At 32.3% G+C, this 3836-nt stretch carries 3 protein-coding genes and 1 pseudogene; 1 reads left to right on the forward strand and 3 read right to left on the reverse strand.

The annotated features are described in order from the left end of the window. The 3 genes and pseudogenes from M2326_RS17360 to M2326_RS17370 all read right to left on the reverse strand — a co-directional run. Positions 1 to 1088 (reverse strand): annotated as a pseudogene (locus M2326_RS17360) (IS4 family transposase); the annotation flags it as partial. A gap of 141 nt (positions 1089 to 1229) precedes the next feature. Then, entirely contained in the window at positions 1230 to 1976 is a 747-nt protein-coding gene (locus M2326_RS17365; protein WP_264620807.1) for a LytR/AlgR family response regulator transcription factor, read from the reverse strand. Positions 1977 to 2155: 179 nt separating this feature from the next. Then, the gene (locus M2326_RS17370; RefSeq protein ID WP_264620808.1) at positions 2156 to 2617 is read right to left on the reverse strand and encodes a sensor histidine kinase; all 462 of its coding nucleotides are present in this window, start codon (positions 2615 to 2617) and stop codon (positions 2156 to 2158) included. A 689-nt stretch (positions 2618 to 3306) separates the two neighbouring features. On the opposite strand from M2326_RS17370, the gene M2326_RS17375 reads away from it, so the two are divergent. Then, positions 3307 to 3836, forward strand: a 530-nt coding sequence (locus M2326_RS17375) for an IS30 family transposase (RefSeq protein ID WP_264620809.1), incomplete at its 3' end; no start/stop codon positions are given.

Below are 3836 nucleotides of genomic sequence, written 5' to 3' on the forward strand. Positions count from 1 at the left end.
AAATGTTTTTACTTTCTTGGCAATTGTTCTGTTTATGAGTTCTAATAACAAGTAACTGATTAAGGCTACGTATATTTGAGATTTAACTGCATTTTAACTAGTTCCTAAAAAAGTTTTATTTGTAGATTTTGCTTCATTGCTTTGAAAAATAATTCAATATCCCATCTCTTCTTATACAAATCAGCTATTGTTCTAGCTGTCCAATCTAAATTGTTGGTTATAACATGGATTACCTTGTTATCTTCTTCTCTATAAACTGTTACATGCCTTAAATTATGCTCATTTATCGTGGTTTCAACAGCCTTTTTTCCTGATAAAGTTATAATCTCATCCTTTAAGATATCTTAATCTTTGTCAAGTGGTAATTCTAATTCATTGACTATTATGTAGTCGGTATTAGTTTTTATTCTTGTTACAAATATATTTTGGGCAAATATTCTGTTGAGCATCAAAACAAAATCAAAATAAGCTCTATCCTCAACAAAGATTGTGTTTTTTGGGAAGATATTTTGTCCTAAGCCTTTACTGTCGTGTGTTTTTACCTCTGTAATATTTATTAAATCAGAAATTTGCAAAGCATCATCAAAACAGGTATGTATCTTAATACCTTCTTTTGCTGTCCGAAACTTTGCCCAATCAAACATCGACAAACACAGACTAATTGTGGTACTGTCTATCAATTTGATACTATGGTCTTTGATTTCTTGAATAATGGTTCGATGATTGTCGTTTTTCAAAACTTTATCATAGTGACTTAATAGCTTTACGTACAAGGCCTCATACACTTTCCAAGTTCGTTTTTTATTGCCATCACTCATTGTGGAACGAGCAGGAGATTGGTTTAATCCCAAATCGGTTATAAAACCCTCACAAACCCCGATTCCAGTAAAAATATCACTTAAAGTATAGCATTTATTGAGCTGTCCGAAAGTTAAAGCTACGAATTGGTCGTAGGTCTTGTATTTACTACATCCTCTATCACTTTGATGCTTTTTGACACACGATTCTAAAATCCAACGTGGAACTAGATCTAAAATTTGCCTCAGTAAAGGTTTATTGTTATTTTTGTTTCGCTTGAAGAGTCCCATAAAATTATTTTATTTTTCGCAAAACAAAAATAAGGGATTCTCAGGCTCTTTTAATTTATGACTTTCGGATAGCAGCGATGAAAAATAATAAAATCCACATCTTAAGACAAAGGTTATGAAGTACTAAAAAAAAACATGACCTTATTTTAAAATTCGAAATTGATTGGAAAAATCTTTGTATTTATCACTCAAAACTACACTATGATTATTCACAAGCCAAATTAGATTATCTTGAGGCACAATTTCGATAATTTTCTCAATGTTGATTAAGAAATTACGGTGTGTTCTACAAAATATTTTTGGATCTAACAACTCCATGATTTTAGTCAAGGAAATTAAAATTAAAAACTTCTCTACAGTAGTAACTATTTTACAGTACCTGTCTTCGACCTCAACATAGATTATATCAGCTAGTAAAACTTTTTTCAGTGCTTTATTTTTCTTTATAAACAAATAATCTTGTCCAATTACAGTATCTTGATCATCACTCAAAAAGACATTGGGTTGTTTGTAAAATTTTTCGACAGCCATTTCCAAAGCGTATAGAATTTCAAGTTCATTGAAAGGCTTCATCAAAAAACTAAAAGGCTGTGTGAGTTTTGCTCGTTCAAAAATTTGACGGTCTTTCGAACTCGTCAAAAAAACAAATGGTTTTGATGCGTTTGGCACTGCATTTATTGTTTCGGCAAAGCTAATACCATCCGGACTTCCGTTTAAAAACACATCAATAACAACTATATCAACAGGATTATTGTAAAAAAGCTGTAACGCTTCGGCATTGGTGCGTGCCACCCCAACTATACTATAATTATTCTCGGTTAAAACCTCGATTAACGCATCGCTTTCTGCTGGAGTATCCTCAATAATCAAAACGTTAATTGAATTCATAGTGTGACTTTTTTTTAAGATGTACTGAAAAAATCTAAGAATACAAATATAAACAAACTTTCTACGAACTACCAATATCCCAGCCGTTTTCGGGCTTTATAGACCTTAGATAACCATGAAAATAGTAGTTATGTTTTTAAAAAGCTGAGATTTTAAAGATCTATGAGAACGTGATTACACTAAACATCATAAGCAATTAACAAGGATACCAAAATTCTTGTACCAACCCCAACCTCAGATTCTATGGCAAACTCCCCACCATTACGTTCTATTAGACTTTTGCATAATTGCATCCCCAAACCTGTTCCTACACCTTCTTCTTTTCCTTTTTTCGAAAGCAAGACAGTTGGTCGCAGTAATTCTAATCGTTTTTCTTCTGGCATTCCTGTTCCTGAGTCTTCCACGACAAGCGTAACAAAACCTGTTTTACCAGGAAGTGAATATACTTTTATAGTTCCGTTTTCAGGTGTAAATTTGATAGCATTATCTACTAAATTCCGTAGTATTATTTTGAATGAATCACTATCAACGAAAGCATAAATAGAACTATTGACATCATTTTCAAAAACAATCCCTTTATTCTTCATAATGGGTTCGTAATTGTAAGCTACATGTTTAACCTTGGTACTAAATAAAAACAAAGCAAAATTTTTTAATCATCTATACTAAAGGTGATTATTTATGGCTGAATAGAAGAAACCGTTCCTCTCGAAGCAACAGGATCGGTATCCCATAAAAAAGTTTCTATAGTATGAATCATATCTATTGACACTCCTATAGGAAGTCCCTATGTACTTGCTTGAATATTACTCGCTTCTGTTTCTAGCAAATCATAACTCACAAAAAACTGTAATTGTGGAGTTTCTAAACAACTAATTACATACAATTGATTTTACTGTGATAACTGGAGCGGGTAGAGCTGCATCAATAAAAACAACTGCACTAACACAAATTTCAGAATGATCTGAATTGTTACATGCTTCTACTAAAGCTGGCAAAGGTGTTTTGGAACGTGGCTCTGAAAATGAAATTTGACCACTTTCACTCACTTTTACATTACCAAGTTAAATTCCAGGAGGATTGGAGGTATAAACTGCTGCTGTTTACAATTTATTGAGGGTTTAAAAATTACTGTTTTTAATATAGAGCATAATCAGTATTTATTTTTATTTACAATTATAGAATCTTAGATTCAATTAATAAATGCAACAATTGGAAGTTGCGGTTTGGATAATTTTTTTCAGAAAAGAGAAAAGAAAATTAATTCTTTTCCTCTTTTGCTGAATGGTAAATTTTGCCTTACTTGCTCCTCGACCAAAAATTGCAAAGTATGAGCCAAATTACACAAGAGCAAAGATACATAATAGAAACATTGTTGAATGAAAATTATTCAAAACTTGAAATAGCTGAACGATTAAAAAAAGATGTTTCCACAATTTATAGAGAAATAAAAAGGAATTGTGATAAGCGCAACAGCAAGTACAGAGCTGTCTTAGCTCACAGTAAGTGTGAAGAAAGGCATTCCGATAAAAAGAAGAGAATTCGATTTACTACTGAAGTTAAAGATTTTGTAGAGCACTGGATTAAACAAGAATATAGTCCAGAGCAAATAATGGGAAGAGCAAAAGAGCAAGGACTCAATTGTGTATCTCATGAAAGAATTTATCAATACATTTGGAAAGATAAAAAACAAGGAGGTAACTTACATCTTTGGTTGCGTTCCCAAGGGAAGGTTTATAGAAAAAGAGGTGCATCAAAGGATAAGAGAGGACTGATAGTCGGTCGGGTAGATATTGACCAAAGACCCAAAAGCGTAGAAGGCAGAAAGACAATAGGTGATTTAGAAATAGACTTAATGAT

It is taken from the genome of Flavobacterium psychraerolatum, assembly GCF_025960985.1.
Lineage (GTDB): Bacteria > Bacteroidota > Bacteroidia > Flavobacteriales > Flavobacteriaceae > Flavobacterium.